Raw genomic sequence first — 18,043 nt, forward strand, 5'->3', positions numbered from 1 at the left:
GAGGCCGGGGGCCCTGCCCCCGGATCCCCGGAGTATTTTCGAAAAGATGAAGATTGTCGCTTGCACAGCTTCATCAGGGAGTAGGAAACGATGAACAAACTGGCGGAATATGACGGCCCGATCCTGGAGATCGACAAGCTGTCGATTTCATTCTTTACCCGCCTGCGGGAAATACCCGCCGTAATGGATTTCTCGGTCAGTGTGCAGCCAGGCGAAGCCGTGGGACTGGTCGGTGAATCCGGTTGCGGGAAGTCAACCGTTGCACTGGGTGTCATGCAGGACCTGGGGAAGAACGGGCGCGTCGTGGGTGGTACGATCAAGTTCAAGGGTCGCGATCTGTCCGAGATGACCACTGAGGAATTGCGCGACATTCGCGGCAACGAGATCGCGATGATCTATCAGGAGCCGATGGCCTCGCTGAACCCGGCAATGAAGATCGGCAAGCAGCTGATGGAAGTGCCGATGATCCACGAGGGTGTGGGCGCTGAAGAGGCCTATGCCCGTGCGCTGGAGGTGGTCACCGATGTGCGTCTGCCCGACCCCGAGCGGATGTTGAACTCATTCCCGCACCAGTTGTCCGGCGGTCAGCAGCAGCGGATCGTGATCGCCATGGCGCTGATGTCGAAACCGGCACTGCTGATCCTTGACGAGCCGACGACCGCACTGGACGTGACAGTTGAGGCGGCGGTTGTCGAACTGGTCAAGGATCTGGGCAAGAAATACGGCACCTCGATGTTGTTTATCTCGCACAACCTCGGTCTGGTTCTGGAAACCTGCGACCGGCTGTGCGTGATGTATTCGGGTGAGGCTGTCGAGCGCGGTTCGATCAAGGATGTGTTCGACGAGATGCAGCACCCCTATACGCAGGCGTTGTTCCGGTCGATACCGCTGCCGGGGGCGGACAAGAATTCGCGCCCGCTGGTCGCCATTCCCGGGAATTTCCCCTTGCCCCATGAGCGGCCTCCGGGATGCAACTTTGGTCCGCGCTGCGATTATTTCGAGGAAGAGCGCTGTGATGCGCAGGACATCCTGATGCAGGCGGTGCCCGGCAATGACCGGCACCACACGCGCTGTCTAAAATTTCAGGAGATCGACTGGAACGCCCCGATCACTGTGGGCGAACAGAAGGAAAAGGCCGAGATCGGCCGAACCGTTCTCAAGATGGACAACCTCAAGAAGTACTACGAGGTTGCGGCGAACGCCTTGTTCGGTGGCGGCGAGAAGAAGGTGGTGAAAGCCAACGAAACGCTGAGTTTCGAGGCGCATGAATCCGAGACGCTGGCCATTGTGGGTGAATCCGGCTGCGGCAAATCCACCTTTGCCAAGGTCCTGATGGGGCTTGAAACGGCCACCGACGGTCAGATTCTTCTGGACAACCGCAATATCGAACAGGTCCCGATCGAGGAACGTGACGCCAAGACCGTTGGCGAAGTTCAGATGGTGTTCCAGAACCCGTTTGATACGCTGAACCCCTCGATGACGGTGGGGCGTCAGATCATTCGCGCTTTGGAGATCTTTGGCGTCGGCAACTCCGAGGCAGAGCGCAAGAAGCGGATGCTGGAACTGCTGGATCTGGTGAAACTGCCCCGCGCATTCGCCGACCGTATGCCGCGTCAGTTGTCGGGCGGCCAGAAGCAACGGGTCGGTATTGCCCGTGCCTTTGCCGGTGACGCACGCATCGTTGTGGCGGACGAGCCCGTTTCCGCGCTTGATGTGTCGGTGCAGGCTGCCGTGACCGATCTGTTGATGGAAATTCAGCGCAAACAGAAGACGACGTTGCTGTTCATCAGTCACGATCTGTCGATCGTGCGCTATCTCAGCGACCGCGTAATGGTGATGTATCTGGGCCATGTGGTCGAACTTGGGACCACAGATCAGGTCTTTGCGCCACCGTACCATCCATATACCGAAGCCCTGCTGAGCGCGGTGCCCATCGCGGATACGTCGATCCAGAAGGAGCACATCGTTCTGGAAGGCGATATTCCGTCGGCCATGAACCCGCCGCCGGGATGCCCGTTCCAGACCCGCTGTCGGTGGAAGTCACAGGTTCCGGATGGGCTGTGCGAGCAACGCGTCCCGCCCGTCCAGACACTGGCAGACGGTCATCAGGTCAAATGTCATCTGGCCGAGGATATCCTTGCCCGAATGGAGCCGGTCATCAAGATTGCCGCAGAATAGACAACGTGAATCGATTGACAAAGGCCGGTCGTCAGACCGGCCTTTGTTTTTTTGCGCCGCATATTTTTGGGACGGCGCCCGGGATATGTTGTGAGTGGTAGCCCCGGTCAGATTTGTGCTCACCCGGTCAGGACGTTGTTTCCGAAATGCATGAATTCCTGATCCATGCCTGCGACCTCACCGGCCTCCAGTTTCAGACCGGCACTGTCGAGCATCGTATGGCTCTTTTGCGCTTTCACCCATTCATCTGCGGACTGCAACGTTGTCAGCGTGTATGACGTCACTTCGTTCAGGTAATGGGTCGGGATGATTACCTTGGGTTTCAATCTGGCCACGATATCGTTGCCCTGATCATAGCTGAGGATGTGTTGGGATCCGTCCACCGGCAGGGTGAGAACATCCACCTGCCCGATGGCATCCCAGAATTCCTGCGGCGGATTGTGGCGGTTGTCGCCCCAGATCAGGGTGCGGATCCCGCCGGTTTCGACGAGGTAGACGACCATGTCCATGTGGCCGACATTGTTCGGCGGGCAGGCCTCGGCTCCGAATTCCGCCAGCGCATTGGTCCAGTCATACCAGCCCGGCGCAACGCAGGCATGCTTGTCCGCAAACCCGGTAATCTTGAGATCGGCAAATTCAAAGTTTCCGACCATCCTGTCCAGCACCATGGTCGAACTCGGCCGTTCGATCGCATCATGATCGAAATGCGCGTGGGTCGACATGGTTATGTCCACGGATATCTGCGGAAACTCATTGCGGAACCAAAGCCCCCATGCACCGGACGGATCGTCACGCCACGGGTCGAACAGAACCGTCGCCCCGTTTGGCGATGTGATCTTGATTGCGCAGTGACCGTAATAGTCAATCCCCACAGCGCCTGTCGAAGCCTGCCCGGTCGAGCCCTGCAGGTCCATGACGTGGTTGTTGTTCCCGGGCTGAAGCCAAGCTTGCGATTGCGCCTGTACCGGCGATCCGGCAACCAGAGACGCCCCTGCCCCCACACCTGCCGGACCAGCAGCCAGAAAGAATGATCGGCGCGACAGGCCGGGTGCCAGTGTGTCCCGTGATCCATTCATGATTGTTGGCTTCAGATCCTTGCGATCCATGTGCTGACCTCCGTGTTGGTTAGGTGCGGTACGATCCGCACCTTCAAAGGCAGGCTAACAAGCAAAGGTATCCATTCTCAGACGAGAAATATCGGGGGGTAATATGGGGGCATTCCCCATACTGAGCCTTCACGAAATCGTGAGCAGATGGCTGCGCAGGTTCTGATCGCGGCCTTCCAGTCCGAGTTTCTTGCGAATGTTGTTGCGGTGAAAATCAATGGTCGAAGTTTCGCGGCACAGAACCTTGGCTATGTCCTTGGTGGTCATTCCCGTCATAACAAGCTGGGCGATTTCAATTTCTGTCGGTGTCATGATCGAAAACGCGTCCGACAACTTGTCAGAGATATCCGAGGTGATCTGTTTCAGATTATCCTCGGCAAGCTCCAGATACGCGTGAGAGGCGTCTTCCGCGTTCAGATGATCACGCAGTTTGTGCAGATACGGAAGAACCATGGCCCGAACCTGCTCGACAATCTTCTGGTCCCGGTTTTTCCGGTCGTCGTCGAGGCTGGACAACAAAACGCGCAGGGCTGTGTTGGTCTCTCGCAGTTCTTTCGTGCGGGATTGAACCCTGTCTTCCAGTTGCGCCAGCGTCTCATTCAGTTTCGCCTCAATCGCGCGGCGCAGATAAACCTCCTGCAACAAAGCCAAATCAGCTTCGACCATGCGGGCGAACTGGATCAATCCCTCGCGGAAAAGCAGCGCGCGGCGGTTGCGGTGGCGGTCCAGCACGCAGATCGTTCCGAATATCTCGCCGTCCGGCCACTTCAGCGGCAACCCGATATAAAAGGACATGCCGTGTTCAAGGTCTTCATTTTTGTTCCAGACCGGGTCACATGTCGCGTCCTCGACAACCAGTTCACCGTCGCGTTCGAAGACGCCCTGACAATACAGTTTCGGATGCAGCTGAAAGTTCATGCCGACGGGGTACGGGTTTTGCGGGTGATCGGACGTGACCAGAACCCTGTGATCGGGCGCATCCGTCTTCATGATCAGGCTGGCCGGAACATCGGCAAGCTGCGCCACAAGATCCACCAACCGCTGCCAATTGGCCATTGTACCTTGCGGGATGTCCGGGCGATTGTGTGGCATCGGATGCCTCGTTTGTGATGGAGCTTTCCCTCTCAGGTTAGGCCGACCGTCACCCGGCGATCAAGAATCCGCCCCTCCGCAGTGCAGCGAGGCCATTTCAGCCGCCCCAAATCACCTTCACGTAGTTCTGGGTCTCCGCATAAGGCGGTATTCCACCGTGCTTTTCCACGGCCAGGGGGCCGGCGTTATACGCCGCCAGAGCCAGCGGCCAGGATTTGAACTTGCGATATTGCCACGACAGGTACCGCGCGCCACCTTCCAGATTTTGCTTTGGATCAAGCGGATCAACCCCCAGCAGATTGGCGGTCTGCGGCATGAGTTGCGCCAGCCCAAGCGCCCCCTTGTGGGACTTCGCAGTCGGGTTCCAGCCACTTTCCTGCTGCACCAGCCGCAGGAAAAGGTCTTCGGGGATGCTGTGCTTGCGCGCAGCGTCACGGGCCAGCGCCAGATATTGCCCCCGGTATTTGCCGGTATAACGTTTGTTGAATTTCCCCTGGGCGGATTTCGGTTTGAGCCGCTCGGACCCGCGGTACTGGGTCGCGGACCTGCTATCCAGGACTTTGGCCTGCTTTAGGAATATGTCCTTGCGGCTTTTGCTGGACAACGTCTGCGCACTGGCTGGAACCGACGCCAGCAACAGGCCCAGAACAAAGAAGCCACCAATCTTAGACCGCATTTATGCTTATCCTGCTCACTCAAAACTCTGCCGGAGTATAGGTATTCCAGCCAATAATGAAAGCTTGGTAAACAAAACCTGAGAGTTTTCCCGCCGGGTGTTGTAACCATCAACTCGGTTTCAACCGGATCGCAGTCCGTATAGGGTCGCTCAGGAACACAGGCGCCAGATTCGGGCGCGATCAAGTCAGAACAGTACGGGGAAATACATGGCGGGTTCAGTCAACAAAGTCATTCTGGTCGGCAATCTTGGCCGCGATCCTGAAGTGCGAACATTCCAGAATGGCGGCAAGGTCTGCAACCTTCGCATCGCCACGTCCGAGACATGGAAGGACCGCAATACAGGTGAGCGGCGCGAACGGACCGAATGGCACACGGTTGCAATCTTCAACGAAGGTCTGGTTCGCGTGGCCGAGCAGTATTTACGCAAAGGCTCAAAGGTCTATCTTGAAGGTCAGTTGCAGACGCGTAAATGGCAGGACCAGTCTGGCCAGGACCGCTATTCGACCGAAGTTGTTTTGCAAGGATTTGGCTCAACCCTGGTCATGCTGGATGCACGCGGTGAAGGCGGCGGTGGTGGATATGGCGGAAGCCAGTCCGGTGGCTATGGCGGTGGTCAGGCCGGCGGAGGCTATGGCGACTCCTACGGCGGCCAGTCCAGCGCACCGGCCCCTGCATCAGGCGGAATCGACGACGACGAGATTCCGTTCTAAGCATAGCGGAGACATATCATGACATGGTCCTTCTCTCTCGGCCGGCTGCTCGGGTCCGAACTGAGGGTCCATGTCACCTTTTTCCTGTTGCTCGCCTGGATCGGGTTCGCGGCCTATACGCAGGGTGGATGGAACGCAGCCCTGCAAAACATCATCTTTGTCCTGCTGCTGTTTGCCTGTGTGGTGGCGCACGAGTTCGGGCACGCGCTTATGGCGCGGCGGTTCGGCATCAAAACCCCGGACATAACCCTTTTGCCCATCGGTGGCCTTGCTCGGCTTGAACGCATGCCGGAAAAGCCTATGCAAGAGGTCTGGGTGGCGCTGGCCGGGCCGGCGGTCAATATCGTGATCTGGTTTGTGCTGGTCACTTTTGGGGCCAGCATGCCCATTGAAACGATGGCCCAGATCGACTCGGTCCATATCGGACTTCTGAACCGGTTGGCCTATATCAATCTCCTGCTTGCTGCATTCAACATGATCCCGGCATTTCCGATGGATGGCGGACGCGTTTTCCGGGCCCTGCTATGCCTCAAGATGGACCGGGTCAAAGCCACCCGCGTCGCAGCAATGGGCGGGCAAGTTGTGGCGATTGGTTTGGGCTTTCTCGGCCTGAATACAGGCAACCCCATTCTGGTGCTCATAGCTGTCTTTGTTTTTATCGCGGCCAACGCGGAAAGTCAGGATGTCGCAATGCGATCTGTGGCCCGGCGGGTATTGGCGCGCGACGCCATTATCACCGAATTTCATCCGCTTTCGCCCGGCGATACGCTCGACACTGCGGCGCAGGCCGTCATTCATACCACGCAGCACGAGTTTCCGGTGATTGAAGCCGACGGAACCCTATTGGGGTTCGTGACCCGCAACCGCCTATTTGCCGCTCTTGAGGGAGATCGTCCCAGATCGGACCCTGCCACTTCGATTATGGAGACGGATATTCCGTCGGTTCAATTAACCAGTGGCCTGGAAACCGTTCTGGACGGTTTGCACAAAGGCGCACCCGCAATTGCCGTCCGAACTGCCGGTGGGCGCATGATTGGGTATATCACACGCGAAAATATCGGTGAGCTGATGGTTCTGCGCGGTCGCTGAAAGCGCCTTACAATCAGTTGATTGAAAGAGCATCCTCAAGCACGGACAGGACCGCATCGCGCGGAACATCAGAGGTCACAAAAGCCTGACCTATCCCGCGCGCCAGAATAAACCGCAATTGTCCATCAATGACCTTCTTGTCCTGCGCCATCAGATCCACCAACACCTCGGCCCCCGGCAATTCACCGGGAATGTCAGCCAGATCCGTTTTCATCCCCATCGCCCGAAGATGCGCCCGCACCCTGCTGGGATCTTCCTGCGAGCATAGCCCCAGCCGCGAGGACAGTTCAAAAGCCAGGGCGCACCCAATGGCGACACCTTCCCCATGTAGCAGCCTGTTCGAGTATCCTGTTGCTGCCTCGAGCGCGTGACAGAATGTATGACCAAGATTCAGCAAGGCTCGATCACCCTGCTCAGTCTCGTCGCGCGCAACGATGTCGGCTTTCATCTGGACGGACCGGGTAACGGCGTGCACGCGGGACTGCATATCGCCCGACGACACCGAAGGCCCGTTCTTTTCAAGCCACTCAAAGAACGCGGCATCGCCCAACAGGCCGTATTTTACCACTTCCCCGTAGCCCGAAAGAAAGTCCCGCTGTGTCATGGATCCCAAGACCGAGGTATCCGCAAGCACCAGTGAGGGCTGGTGAAACGCGCCAATCAGGTTTTTGCCTTGGGGTGCGTTGATGCCCGTCTTTCCACCGACCGAGCTGTCGACCTGCGCCAGCAGCGAGGTCGGGATCTGCACGAACCGCACACCGCGCCGCAACACCGCAGCGGCAAATCCGGCCAGATCGCCAATGACGCCGCCGCCGAGGGCGACAACGACATCGCGCCGTTCGATCTTTTCCGCCAGCAGCCATTCGACCGCACGTTCAAAATGAGGCCAGCTTTTTGTCGCCTCGCCGGCGGGCAGTGCCAGCGCGCTCATGCCGATGCCTGCAGATTGCAACCCATCGCGCAAACCATCCAGATGCAATGCGGCGACATTCTCGTCCGTCAGAACCGCCACTTTTGGCCGATGCAGCAAGGGCGCGATAAACTCACCGGACTTCGCCAACAGATCGGGTCCAATCTCAACGTCGTAAGACCGATCTCCAAGTTCCACATTTACGGTTTGATGCATTTATTTTCGTTCCAGAACGTCCGGGCGCGTCATCAAAGACTCGATTACCCGGTTCACCATATTGTCGATCGAAATTTCGCCGTCCGAAACAACGGTCAGATCAGCCAGCGCATAGACCGGCACGCGATCTTCATACAACGCGCGTAAGGTCGCGTGGGGATCAGCCGTGCGCAGCAAGGGGCGCGTGTCTTTGTGCCGGACACGGTTCCACAACACGTTCAGATCGGCGCGCAGCCAGACCGATACCCCACGTTCGCTGATCATCCGTCGGTTATCCCCCGACAAAAATGCGCCACCGCCGGTCGAGAGGATGCCTTTTTCCTCATCCAGAAGACGCCCGATGACCTGGCTTTCCTTGGTCCGGAAAAAGGATTCACCATCGCGCTCAAAGATTTCCGGGATCGTCATATTCGCCGCCGATTCGATTTCGGCATCGCTGTCCAGAAAGGGCACGCCAAGCCGCGCCGCAAGGGCGCGGCCCACGGCCGTCTTTCCTGCACCCATCATTCCCACCAAAACAACCGTTTTGTGCAGTGCAAAGCCTGCTGACGGGTCAACCGTGCGGGTGTTATGCTTAATTTCGCTCATTTCACCGTGAATGACGTGATCTTGTGAAAATTGCCAGTTATAACTTGGTCAAAATCAAAAATTGAGGCAGCGTTGAGCCATGGGCCGCTTGATCAAGTTCGTTATATATATCATTTGCCTGAGTTTCATCGGGTTGGTCGCCTATACCTATGTTGGCCCCTACTTCGGCGCGGACTTCTCTGCCCCGCAAAGTGAAATACGCGAACCGGTTGATTTGGATGCGAATTAAAGCAGCGGCGGTTTTGCTGGTTCTGGCTAGTACGGCGCAAGCGCAACAGGAACCTCTCTCGGCCATTGACTGGTTGACCGATCCGCCCGAAAACCTGCCAGGTACCGTTCTGCTGGAACCCCCGGTTACCCAGACCGGCATTCAGCCCGACGTCCAGGTCACACCGCTCGAGGCTTTGTCGCAACCGCTGGGCCTCGTGTCATCATCGGTCACCGGGCTGCCCGTCGATCTGTGGCAGAACAGCGATCCAGATCGTTTGGCCGAACTGATTGCGAATGTTCCGGTCAAATACAATGCAGCGATGCAAAGATTGCTGTTCACCCTGCTGCTATCTGAAGCGCGGGCGCCCTCGGGACCAGAAGCGGAAGAAACGCTGTTATTGGCCCGCCTGGACCGGCTGATGCAATTGGGGGCCGCTGATCCCGCCCAGTCTCTGGTTCAGCTTGCCGGACCAACCGACAGCCAGGCGCGATTTCAGCGTTGGTTTGACGCCACACTTCTGACTGGCGACGAGGACCGCAGCTGCACCGCATTGATTGCACAGCCTTATCTGTCGACCGACTATGCTGCTCAAATCTTCTGTAAGGCGCGCCGCGGAGACTGGGTCTCGGCCGCGCTGACACTGGAAGCCGCGCATGCGTTGCAAATTCTGCCCGACGAAGATCTGGCGGTTCTTGATCGCTTCCTTAGCCCTGAACTGTTTGAAGGGGCCGCCTATCTGCCGCAGCCTGAAAACCCCGATCCGCTGAGTTTCCGGCTGTTTGAAGCCATTGGCGAACGCTTGCCCTCGGCCCCTTTGCCCCGAGCATTTGCAAACGCGGACCTGCGCGATGTTGCAGGCTGGAAAGCCCAGATCGAGGCCGCCGAACGTTTGACGAGAATCGGCGCTTTGACCCCCAATCAGTTGCTTGGCCTTTATACCGAACGCAAACCTGCGGCCTCGGGCGCGGTCTGGGATCGGGTTGCGGCTGTTCAACGGTTTGAAAGCGCGCTTGAAACCGGGAACCCCAACTCCATTGCCGAAGCCCTGCTGACGGTCTGGAAACAGATGCGCGACATCGGGCTGGAAGTTCCTTTTGCCGAACTGTTTGCCGAACGGCTGTCGCGGGTTACGCTGCCAGATGACGCATCCGAAGCCTTGCGTTGGCGCATTCTGCTTTTGTCTGAATTGTACGAAACCGCTGCAATTGACATACCGGAAACGGAACAAGGAGCACAGTTTCTGGCAGCACTGGCGCAAGGTGATCCCGGTCGTGCCAAATCACCATCTCCACTTGCAGATGCCGTTGCCGAGGGGTTTGTCTGGGCCGCACCAATCCCATCCGACATCGAAACCTTGCTGGCCAATGATCAGCTGGGCGAGGCCATTCTGGAGGCCATGACCCTTTTTGCCCATGGTGCCCGCGGAAATCTTGTGGACCTGACCGCGGCCATCGCCACTTTGCGCCGCGTCGGACTTGAAGATACAGCCCGTCGCGCGGCGCTTCAGTTGCTGATCCTTCAAGGAGTTTGAGAATGGCATCCCCGGCCACTCAGGACCTATGGATTTCGACCTTTTTACAGGCTCAGGCGGCCGAGCTTGGGGCGGCAACCAACACCCTGCTGGCCTATGGGCGTGATCTGAAAGATATTGCGGCCTGGCTGGAGCGGCGGTCTTCGAGTTTCGCTGACGCCGACAGGGACCGGATCGACGCCTATCTGATCGATTGCGACGCGCAGGGGTTGTCCCGCTCGACCCGCGCGCGGCGATTATCGGCCATCAAGCAATTGTACCGGTTCGCCTTCGAGGAAGGTTGGCGCGACACCAACCCGGCCATTCAGATCAAGGGTCCCGGACGGCCCAAACGATTGCCCAAAACGCTGGATGTACCCGAGGTCGACAGGCTGCTGGACGCCGCACGCCAAACCGGGCGCAGTGTCGCGGATCGGGTTCGCAATACCTGCCTGATGGAGCTTCTTTACGCCACTGGGATGCGCGTGACCGAGCTGGTCTCGCTGCCGGTTTCATCGGCGCGTGGCGATCCGCGCATGCTTCTGGTTCTGGGCAAAGGCGGGAAAGAGCGGATGGTGCCCCTGTCCCCGCCTGCCCGCGATGCGTTGGCGGCATGGCTGCCCCTGCGGGACGAGGCCGAAGACCAAACGGTCGCGAAAGGTGGGCAAAGATCCCGGTTTCTGTTCCCGTCCCGGGGCAAGTCCGGCCATTTGACACGGCACAGGTTCTTTTTGCTGGTCAAGGAACTGGCGGTTCAGGGCGGGGTTTCGCCCGAAAAGGTCACACCGCACACTCTACGCCATGCTTTTGCCACCCACCTCTTGGCCAATGGCGCAGATCTTCGGTCGATCCAGACCTTGCTGGGTCATGCGGATGTGGCGACCACGGAAATCTACACTCATGTTCTGGACGAACGCCTGTCAGAACTGGTGCTGGAGCATCACCCGCTGGCGAAAGACCCGGACAACAAGGGCTAAACCCTTGATCCGGAGGGGTGGCACCCCCATAACAATCGCAACCGCATCAACAATAAAGAACGATGGAACCCACTTCTTCTCTGATCGACGGCGCTTTTTGGTTCACCACCGGCGCAATCCTATTTTTGCTTGTTCTGTCAGGCTTCTTTTCGGGATCCGAAACGGCATTGACCGCGTCATCCCGCGGCAAGCTGCGGGTACAAGCCGACAAGGGATCACGCGGTGCGCAAAAAGCGTTGGACATTACCGACGACAATGAACGACTGATCGGTTCGGTTCTGCTGGGCAACAATCTGGTCAATATTCTTGCCGCCTCGCTGGCAACGGCACTTTTTACGCGACTGTTCGGCGAAAGCGGTGTGGCGCTGGCAACGCTGGTGATGACCTTGTTGGTTTTGATCTTTGCCGAAGTTCTGCCAAAGACCTATGCCATCACGAACGCGGAAAAAGCAGCCGCCGCGGTGGCTCCTATCATCGGAATCGTGGTGACGGTGTTTTCCCCTGTCGTCGCGGCGGTGCGTCTGCTGGTGCGCGGCGTGTTGCGCCTGTTTGGCGTTCAGATTGACCCCAACAGCAACATCCTTGCCGTGCGCGAAGAAATCGCGGGCGCCCTGCATCTGGGACATTCCGAAGGCGTGGTGGAAAAAGAAGACCGGGACCGCATTCTGGGCGCGCTTGATCTGGGCGATCGCGCGGTGGAAGAGATCATGCTGCATCGATCCAATATCGAAATGATCGACGCGGACGACGCGCCCGAAAAAATTCTGAAACAATGTCTGGAAAGCCCGCACACCCGCTTGCCCGTCTTCCGCGACGAGCCCGAGAACATTGTCGGCGTCGTGCACGCCAAGGACCTGTTTCGCGCCATGTATGCCCAGGTGGGCGGACACGACGGCGACACAGACCGGCTGAAGTCCTTCGACATCTCCAAGGTGGCCACCGATCCGTATTTCGTTCCCGAAACCACTACTTTGGACGATCAGATGCGGGAATTCCTGCGCATGCACAGTCATTTTGCACTGGTTGTCGATGAATACGGCTCGCTCCGCGGCCTGATCACGCTTGAGGACATTCTTGAAGAGATCGTGGGCGAAATCGCCGATGAGTTCGATCTGGACGAAGAAATAGCGATTACGCGGACCGATGACGGGCAGTTTCTGGTCGAAGGCGCGATGACGATCCGAGACGTCAACCGCGCGATGGAATGGACCCTGCCCGACGAAGAGGCCAACACTGTCGCCGGTCTGGTCATTCACGAGGCGCAGATGATCCCGACTGTCGGACAGGTCTTTTCCTTCCACGGGTTCCGCTTTGAAGTCACCGCGCGGGAAGGCAACCGGATCACCGGGCTGAAGATCCGCCCACTCTGAAGCAAGATGGTATAGCAGCCAGCCGCAGGAGTCCGGCCTCCCAACGCAATCGATTGTTTGCGTGCCCAAGCGACACCCAATGTCGTATTTGGCGTTGCATCCCCTGCCCGCCGATACAGACTGGCATAAAACCTTGTGGAGCAAATCATGAATCTCACAACCCGGGTTGCCGTGATCGGCGGCGGTGTCGTCGGATGCTCGGTCCTGTACCACCTGACCAAACTTGGGTGGTCAGATGTTATGCTGTTGGAACGGTCAGAGTTGACCAGCGGATCCACCTGGCACGCGGCCGGGGGGTTTCACACACTGAACGGCGACACCAATATGGCTGCCCTTCAGGGCTACACCATCCGCCTGTACAAAGAGCTGGAAGAGATCACCGGCATGTCCTGCGGGCTGCATCACGTGGGTGGAGTCACGCTTGCCGATAATCAGGACCGATTTGACATGCTTCTGGCTGAACGGGCCAAACATCGGTTCATGGGACTGGACACTGAAATCGTCGGGCCCGAAGAAATCCGCAAGATTGCGCCGATCACCAACACCGAAGGCATCATCGGCGCGCTGTATGATCCGCTCGACGGGCATCTGGACCCGTCCGGTACGACCCATGCCTATGCCAAGGCGGCCCGGATGGGCGGGGCCACGATCGAAACCCATTGCATGGTTCGGGAAACCCGGCAACGGCCTGACGGTTCATGGGATGTCGTCACCGACAAGGGTACGATCCACGCCGAACATATTGTCAACGCTGGCGGCTTGTGGGCCCGCGAGGTCGGGGCGATGGCGGGTATCTATTTCCCGCTGCATCCGATGGAGCACCAGTATCTCGTTACCGACTCGATCCCGCAGATCGAAGCAATCATTGACGCAGGCGGCGAACACCCGCATGTGATGGACCCCGCTGGCGAAAGCTATCTGCGGCAGGAAGGACGCGGCCTGTGCATTGGGTTTTATGAACAGCCCTGCAAGCCTTGGGCCGTGGATGGAACCCCGTGGGAGTTCGGCCACGAATTGCTGCCCGATGATTATGACAAAATCACTGACAGTATCGAATTTGCCTATAGACGCTTCCCCGTTCTGGCCGAAGCGGGCGTGAAATCCGTGATCCACGGCCCGTTCACCTTTGCACCTGACGGGAACCCTCTGGTCGGGCCGGTGCCGGGCATGCGCAACTACTGGTCAGCTTGTGGCGTGATGGCCGGATTCAGCCAAGGCGGTGGCGTTGGCCTGACGCTGGCGCAGTGGATGATCGAAGGCGAACCCGAACGGGACGTCTTTGCCATGGACGTTGCCCGCTTTGGCGATTGGATAAGCCCCGGCTACACCCGCCCGAAGGTGATTGAAAACTATCAGAAAAGGTTCAGCGTCGCCTACCCGAACGAGGAACTGCCCGCTGCGCGTCCAAACCGAACCACACCGATGTATGACATTTTCAGCAACATGGGCGCGGTCTGGGGGCAGCAATTCGGGCTGGAAGTTCCCAACTACTTTGCCCAGGGCGATGAACCGGACCACGAAACCCCGTCTTTCCGTCGTTCTGACGCATTCGAGGCCACCGGTCGCGAGGTGCGCGCGGTTCGTGAAGCCGTAGGTATCAACGAGGTTCACAACTTCGGAAAATACCGCGTCACGGGACCTGATGCCCGGGCCTGGCTGGACCGGATCATGGCGGGACGAATTCCGCAAGTCGGGCGGCTGTCCCTGTCTCCGATGCTTTCTCCCAAAGGAAAACTGATCGGTGATTTCACCATTTCCTGTCTGGGTGAAACAGAATTTCAACTGACCGCCTCTTACGGCAGCCAGGCGTTTCACATGCGTTGGTTCCGGCAGAACCAAACCGGAAATGTCGAGATTGAAAACATCAGCGATCGCCTGAACGGATTTCAGGTTGCAGGCCCCCTGGCCCGCGATGTTCTGGCAGCCTGTACGCGGGACGACGTATCAGGTCTGAAGTTCATGGATGTGCGCCGAATGACGGTGGGCATGACGGACTGTATTGTTCAGAGGGTCAGCTATACCGGCGATCTGGGGTACGAGGTGTTCTGCGACCCGATGGCCCAACGACAGTTGTGGCAGACCTTGTGGCAGGCCGGTCAACAGTTTGGAATGGTGCCGTTTGGTATGCGCGCGATAATGAGCCTTCGTCTGGATAAGTTTTTCGGCTCGTGGATGCGTGAGTTTTCACCGGATTACACTGCTGCGGAAACCGGACTGGATCGGTTCATCTCGTTTACAAAAAACGCTGATTTCATTGGCCGCGCGGCAGCCGAGCACGAAAAGGAAGCCGGTGCCACACGCCAGCTTGTAGCCTTTGAAGTCGACGCGGAGGACACGGATGTAAACGCATACGAACCGATTTGGCTGGACAACGAAGTTGTCGGGTTCTGCACGTCCGGCGGGTATTCACATTACGCCGGTGAATCCATCGCACTGGGGTTTCTGCCCGCTGACCGCGCCCACGACGGACTTGAAGTTGAAATCGAAATACTTGGCCAGATGCGCAAGGCGCACGTGATCTCAAAACCGCTGTTCGATGCGGATGGCGCGCGGATGCGGGGATGACTCGGGGCTGCAGCCCCAGCATGATGGCGGAATGATTCAGATACCCGTCATTCTTCTGGCCGCAGGGCAATCCAGCCGCATGGGCGGTGCAGACAAGCTGATGCAGGATGTCGATGGCATCCCTTTGTTGCGCCGCTCGGCCCGGGCTGCGTTGGCAGTCGGGCCGGTCTTTGTTGCGCTGCCTCCCGCCCCGCATGCGCGTTACGGGGCCGTAAAGGGACTCGATGTTCATGCGGTGGAAATCCCGGATGCCGATGAAGGCATGAACGCCAGCCTGCGCGGTGCCATGGCCGCTATCCCAACCGAAGCCAAAGCCGTCATGGTTCTGCTGGCGGACCTTCCGGAATTAACAGGCAATGATCTGGAGGCGGTCGCGGCCTGTGTCACAGCTCATCCGGACAAACTGATCTGGCGTGGTGCAACAGAAAACGGAAGGCCGGGGCACCCTGTCATTTTCGACCACAAGCTTTTTTCGTTACTGAGCCAACTCAAGGGCGATGAAGGTGCGCAATCCGTTGTGCGTGCACATTCCGACAGGGTTCATCTGCACCGCCTGCCCGGACGCAAGGCGCTGCTGGATCTGGATACACCAGAAGACTGGGACGAGTGGCACAGAACACGGCCCCCGAAATAGACGCGGCCCGGTCGTTGTCGACCGGGCCGGTTGCCCAAAAGCAAGACTACCACTTTTCACCAATTCCAAAAGCGCGACCCAACCACCTTACAAGGCTATCGGGTATTACGCTGCCGAACCTAAACAAGACCCCCTCGTTAACATGCCGCTCAGCGCTTCTGGTACTGAGTAAGCCTTCAGCACCCCCTAGTGCTTCTGGCTCCCCCTCGCTTGGACAATTTCATCGTCGCTTATCCGACCCTTTCAAACAATCTAAAATTGGAAGAAACGGTTAATTTCGAGGAATTCAGGTAGTTTTTGCGCAACATCTCGCTTATTGAAGCTCAACTTTAACGCGATTACGCTCTTATGGCCAAGTTACAAACCGATGTTTTATGATTGTTTGGAGTGATCAATAACGGCAAAAAGAAAATGCGTTACACTCAGGTCTAGTCAGTAGATAATATCTCTTCACAACCTGAAAGCGATTTACTGATCCGCACAACTTTGCGCGACCCCTTTGTTTACCAAACAGATTCAATTCACCAGTTTTCATCCATTGACAGCGATTTTGGCAACAATACACCGATTCGTGAGCTGCGATCCCTGTTCACGCCCAGTATCGGTTGATCTGATTGGTGACAAAGGAAGGCCCGAATGTGGCTGAATTAAGATTTCTTAATCTCGCGATCATGAAAGCCCAAGCCTGAAGCGGCATCTTCTGTCTCAACGCGCGGGTGTAACCGCGTGATGTTAACAGGAGAACTAAATGAGCATCCGAAAATCCTCGCTTCTTTTACCACGCACGTCTGGCTGGATCGGCGCCAGCGCCCTGGGCGCAACCATGCTGGCCTCGACCGCCCTGCCGTCGTTGGCGGATGAAGCCCTGGCAGACCTGGTCGAATCCGTTTCGCCATCGGTCGTGACCATTATCGCCAAACAACAGGCCGCCCCTACCCCGGTTCAGGGAAAAGAGTTTGATTTCGAAGGCCACCCGTTCGGTGAGTTCTTCAAGCGCTTCGGCATGCCTGAAGGTTTCGATGCCCCCCAACGCGGCCCGGCCCAGGGGCTGGGGTCGGGATTTGTGCTGGATGAGGACGGCTACATCGTCACCAACCACCATGTCGTAGACAATGCCGCCACGGTTACGGTCCGTCTGAGCGATGACCGATCCTTCGAAGCCGAAATCGTGGGGACAGACCCCCTGACCGATATCGCCGTTCTGAAAATCGACGCGGGCGAGGACCTGCAGGCCGTCAAGATGGGTGATAGTGAAGTAATCCGCGTGGGTGAAGACGTGGTCGCTATCGGCAATCCGTTCGGTCTGCATTCAACCGTGACCACCGGTATCGTTTCGGCCAAGGGTCGCAACATCTCGCAAGGGCCATATGCTGAATTCATCCAGACGGATGCGGCCATCAACAAGGGCAACTCGGGCGGCCCGCTGTTCAACATGGAAGGCGAAGTCATCGGCGTGAACTCGGCCATCTACTCACCCAGCGGCGGCTCGGTCGGTCTGGGCTTCGCCGTAACCTCGAATATCGTCGAACACATCACCGCCGACCTTTTGGATGATGGTCAGGTAAGCCGCGGCTGGTTGGGTGTCTCGATCCAGAATGTCAGCCCCGAACTCGCGGCCGCATTGGGGATCGAGTCGTCAGCAGGCGCACTTGTGTCGGATGTCGTACCCGGCAGCCCCGCGGAAGGCGCCCTGCAACAAGGCGACGTGATCCTCAGCTTCAATGACCAGAGCGTCGATTCCAGCAGCGAGCTTCCGCTTCTTGTCGGCACGACCAAGGTCGGCACGGACAGCACGCTGACCGTGTTGCGCGACGGCAAGGAAGAACAGGTCAAACTGACCATCGGACAGCATCAGTCCGCATCGGCGGAACCCGACAAGGCGGTTGACGAGACCCTGTCCGGTACATCCCTTGGTGTGACAGTTGCCCCGCTGACAGATGCCGCGCGGGCCGAAATGGGCGTTGACCAATCCGTCGAAGGTGTCGTCGTGACCGACATGTCGCCGGACAGCCCGGCTGAAAAAGCAGGCCTACGGCGCGGTGACGTCATCGTCAAACTGGGCGGTCAGGACACGATCACTCCGGAGGCCCTGAAGGCGGCGCTGGACAGCGAAAAGACTGATCCTGCGCTGGTTCTGATCAATCGCGGCGGCAACCAGATCTTCGTCGCGGTCGAAATCGCCTGATCTGAGACATGCGCGTGCCAAGTG

At 58.0% G+C, this 18,043-nt stretch carries 15 protein-coding genes; 10 read left to right on the top strand and 5 right to left on the bottom strand.

What is annotated here, in order from left to right; translation table 11 throughout:
• The first annotated feature begins 90 nt into the window (after nucleotides 1–90).
• A complete protein-coding gene (locus ACR0J8_RS16020; protein WP_480526076.1) occupies nucleotides 91–2,178 on the top strand; it encodes a dipeptide ABC transporter ATP-binding protein in 2,088 nt (695 codons plus the stop codon).
• Between the two features lie 119 nt (nucleotides 2,179–2,297).
• On the opposite strand, the gene ACR0J8_RS16025 is transcribed toward ACR0J8_RS16020, so the two are convergent.
• From ACR0J8_RS16025 to ACR0J8_RS16035, 3 genes are all read right to left on the bottom strand, one after another.
• Complete coding sequence (locus ACR0J8_RS16025) at nucleotides 2,298–3,284, bottom strand: MBL fold metallo-hydrolase (RefSeq protein ID WP_480891111.1); 987 nt, start codon at nucleotides 3,282–3,284, stop codon at nucleotides 2,298–2,300.
• 129 nt (nucleotides 3,285–3,413) lie between these two features.
• Nucleotides 3,414–4,376 carry a LuxR C-terminal-related transcriptional regulator gene (locus ACR0J8_RS16030; RefSeq protein ID WP_480526073.1) on the bottom strand — a complete coding sequence of 321 codons (963 nt, stop codon included), beginning with the start codon at nucleotides 4,374–4,376 and terminating at the stop codon, nucleotides 3,414–3,416.
• A gap of 97 nt (nucleotides 4,377–4,473) precedes the next feature.
• A complete protein-coding gene (locus ACR0J8_RS16035) occupies nucleotides 4,474–5,052 on the bottom strand; it encodes a lytic transglycosylase domain-containing protein (RefSeq protein WP_321253332.1) in 579 nt (192 codons plus the stop codon).
• A 208-nt stretch (nucleotides 5,053–5,260) separates the two neighbouring features.
• Here ACR0J8_RS16035 and ssb point away from each other — a divergent pair, with 208 nt between their 5' ends.
• Together ssb and ACR0J8_RS16045 are read left to right on the top strand one after the other, a co-directional pair.
• A complete protein-coding gene (gene ssb / locus ACR0J8_RS16040) occupies nucleotides 5,261–5,764 on the top strand; it encodes a single-stranded DNA-binding protein (RefSeq protein WP_480526070.1) in 504 nt (167 codons plus the stop codon).
• A gap of 18 nt (nucleotides 5,765–5,782) precedes the next feature.
• Nucleotides 5,783–6,853 (top strand): site-2 protease family protein, encoded by a 1,071-nt coding sequence (locus ACR0J8_RS16045; protein ID WP_480891116.1) that lies wholly within the window; start codon nucleotides 5,783–5,785, stop codon nucleotides 6,851–6,853.
• A 13-nt stretch (nucleotides 6,854–6,866) separates the two neighbouring features.
• Here the strand turns inward: ACR0J8_RS16045 and aroB are convergent, their stop codons facing one another.
• Together aroB and ACR0J8_RS16055 are read right to left on the bottom strand one after the other, a co-directional pair.
• Nucleotides 6,867–7,979, bottom strand: coding sequence for a 3-dehydroquinate synthase (aroB, locus tag ACR0J8_RS16050; RefSeq protein ID WP_480526068.1), 1,113 nt, complete (start codon nucleotides 7,977–7,979; stop codon nucleotides 6,867–6,869).
• On the bottom strand, nucleotides 7,980–8,567 hold the full coding sequence (locus tag ACR0J8_RS16055; RefSeq protein ID WP_480526066.1) for a shikimate kinase: 588 nt from the start codon (nucleotides 8,565–8,567) through the stop codon (nucleotides 7,980–7,982).
• Nucleotides 8,568–8,646: 79 nt separating this feature from the next.
• Here ACR0J8_RS16055 and ACR0J8_RS16060 point away from each other — a divergent pair, with 79 nt between their 5' ends.
• The 7 genes from ACR0J8_RS16060 to ACR0J8_RS16090 all read left to right on the top strand — a co-directional run bounded on the left by ACR0J8_RS16060 (nucleotide 8,647) and on the right by ACR0J8_RS16090 (nucleotide 18,019).
• On the top strand, nucleotides 8,647–8,796 hold the full coding sequence (locus tag ACR0J8_RS16060; protein ID WP_170619029.1) for a hypothetical protein: 150 nt from the start codon (nucleotides 8,647–8,649) through the stop codon (nucleotides 8,794–8,796).
• Complete coding sequence (locus ACR0J8_RS16065; RefSeq protein WP_480526064.1) at nucleotides 8,786–10,309, top strand: hypothetical protein; 1,524 nt, start codon at nucleotides 8,786–8,788, stop codon at nucleotides 10,307–10,309. The genes ACR0J8_RS16060 and ACR0J8_RS16065 overlap by 11 nt, the downstream gene beginning before the upstream one ends.
• 2 nt (nucleotides 10,310–10,311) lie before the next feature.
• A complete protein-coding gene (locus ACR0J8_RS16070) occupies nucleotides 10,312–11,265 on the top strand; it encodes a tyrosine recombinase (RefSeq protein WP_480526062.1) in 954 nt (317 codons plus the stop codon).
• A 62-nt stretch (nucleotides 11,266–11,327) separates the two neighbouring features.
• Nucleotides 11,328–12,635, top strand: a complete 1,308-nt coding sequence (locus ACR0J8_RS16075) for an HlyC/CorC family transporter (protein ID WP_170616307.1) — start codon at nucleotides 11,328–11,330, stop codon at nucleotides 12,633–12,635.
• A gap of 147 nt (nucleotides 12,636–12,782) precedes the next feature.
• Nucleotides 12,783–15,200, top strand: coding sequence for a GcvT family protein (locus ACR0J8_RS16080; RefSeq protein WP_480891122.1), 2,418 nt, complete (start codon nucleotides 12,783–12,785; stop codon nucleotides 15,198–15,200).
• Nucleotides 15,201–15,231: 31 nt separating this feature from the next.
• Complete coding sequence (locus tag ACR0J8_RS16085) at nucleotides 15,232–15,834, top strand: nucleotidyltransferase family protein (RefSeq protein WP_480891125.1); 603 nt, start codon at nucleotides 15,232–15,234, stop codon at nucleotides 15,832–15,834.
• 748 nt (nucleotides 15,835–16,582) lie between these two features.
• Entirely contained in the window at nucleotides 16,583–18,019 is a 1,437-nt protein-coding gene (locus ACR0J8_RS16090) for a DegQ family serine endoprotease (protein ID WP_480526056.1), read from the top strand.
• Nucleotides 18,020–18,043: the final 24 nt, after the last annotated feature.

Source organism: Ruegeria sp. N11, from assembly GCF_056531525.1.

Bases quoted from the DNA above. Each gene is read 5' to 3' on its own strand.
- ssb (WP_480526070.1), top strand. From the start codon at position 5,261: ATGGCGGGTTCAGTCAACAAAGTCATTCTGGTCGGCAATCTTGGCCGC.
- ACR0J8_RS16065 (WP_480526064.1), top strand. From the start codon at position 8,786: ATGCGAATTAAAGCAGCGGCGGTTTTGCTGGTTCTGGCTAGTACGGCG.
- ACR0J8_RS16030 (WP_480526073.1), bottom strand. From the start codon at position 4,376: ATGCCACACAATCGCCCGGACATCCCGCAAGGTACAATGGCCAATTGG.
- ACR0J8_RS16025 (WP_480891111.1), bottom strand. From the start codon at position 3,284: ATGGATCGCAAGGATCTGAAGCCAACAATCATGAATGGATCACGGGAC.
- ACR0J8_RS16085 (WP_480891125.1), top strand. From the start codon at position 15,232: ATGATTCAGATACCCGTCATTCTTCTGGCCGCAGGGCAATCCAGCCGC.
- ACR0J8_RS16070 (WP_480526062.1), top strand. From the start codon at position 10,312: ATGGCATCCCCGGCCACTCAGGACCTATGGATTTCGACCTTTTTACAG.
- ACR0J8_RS16080 (WP_480891122.1), top strand. From the start codon at position 12,783: ATGAATCTCACAACCCGGGTTGCCGTGATCGGCGGCGGTGTCGTCGGA.
- ACR0J8_RS16045 (WP_480891116.1), top strand. From the start codon at position 5,783: ATGACATGGTCCTTCTCTCTCGGCCGGCTGCTCGGGTCCGAACTGAGG.
- ACR0J8_RS16075 (WP_170616307.1), top strand. From the start codon at position 11,328: ATGGAACCCACTTCTTCTCTGATCGACGGCGCTTTTTGGTTCACCACC.
- ACR0J8_RS16090 (WP_480526056.1), top strand. From the start codon at position 16,583: ATGAGCATCCGAAAATCCTCGCTTCTTTTACCACGCACGTCTGGCTGG.
- ACR0J8_RS16020 (WP_480526076.1), top strand. From the start codon at position 91: ATGAACAAACTGGCGGAATATGACGGCCCGATCCTGGAGATCGACAAG.
- aroB (WP_480526068.1), bottom strand. From the start codon at position 7,979: ATGCATCAAACCGTAAATGTGGAACTTGGAGATCGGTCTTACGACGTT.
- ACR0J8_RS16035 (WP_321253332.1), bottom strand. From the start codon at position 5,052: ATGCGGTCTAAGATTGGTGGCTTCTTTGTTCTGGGCCTGTTGCTGGCG.
- ACR0J8_RS16060 (WP_170619029.1), top strand. From the start codon at position 8,647: ATGGGCCGCTTGATCAAGTTCGTTATATATATCATTTGCCTGAGTTTC.
- ACR0J8_RS16055 (WP_480526066.1), bottom strand. From the start codon at position 8,567: ATGAGCGAAATTAAGCATAACACCCGCACGGTTGACCCGTCAGCAGGC.